This window comes from Pseudovibrio sp. POLY-S9 (assembly GCF_001431305.1).
Classification (GTDB): Bacteria; Pseudomonadota; Alphaproteobacteria; order Rhizobiales; family Stappiaceae; genus Pseudovibrio.
The window spans coordinates 1-634 of record NZ_LCWX01000210.1; the positions used below are offsets into that span (position 1 = coordinate 1).

Below are 634 nucleotides of genomic sequence, written 5' to 3' on the forward strand. Positions count from 1 at the left end.
CATAGTATTCCATGGTGCTCTCCCATCCTCGCAGCAATATGCTGCGATCTTAACAGGAGCTGACCTCTCGTGAAGGACGAGCCCGATTACGCATGCTTCTCTCCTGAAAAAGCTCTGCAATCAGATGATCGCAGAGCCAGTTGGTTGCCTCATTTGTTCGGGATTACGCGAAGACGAAGTTGCCCTTCACCATTGCTGCAGCACGCTTGATTGCCAGAGCAACCCGTTTACGTCCCTTCATGGTCAGCATGTCTTCAATGAAGTTGGTGTCGTGCTCGGAAGAAATGAGCACTTCAGTTTCCTGACGGTCATAATATGTTCCCGCCATCGCCAGATCACCAGTCAGCCATTCACCCGCTGACATGGTGTTGGATTCCACCACATCCTTACCCCAGAGCATTGGAGTGCTCATTGAGCCTGGGTTGCCGAAGATGTATCTGCTCTGAGCATCTTTCAGGAGATCGATACCTGCCCAGTCCGTCGGGTTCATGACAAAGGATGTTGCAACGTAATCCGCTAATGCAACCTGCAAAATAGCAAGGCGTAGACGATCAATACGTGTCGCATTGGGTAGACCATTAGCAGCAACAAATGCCACAGCCTCAGTCAAAAGCCCTTTCAGGTTTTCACCCTG

1 protein-coding gene is annotated in these 634 nt (G+C 50.6%); it reads right to left on the reverse strand.

Going from position 1 to position 634, the window contains the following annotated elements; genetic code table 11:
• Positions 1-163: 163 nt before the first annotated feature.
• A partial coding sequence (locus PPL9_RS21020) for a phage major capsid protein (RefSeq protein ID WP_152986783.1) occupies positions 164-634 on the reverse strand: 471 nt, incomplete at its 5' end.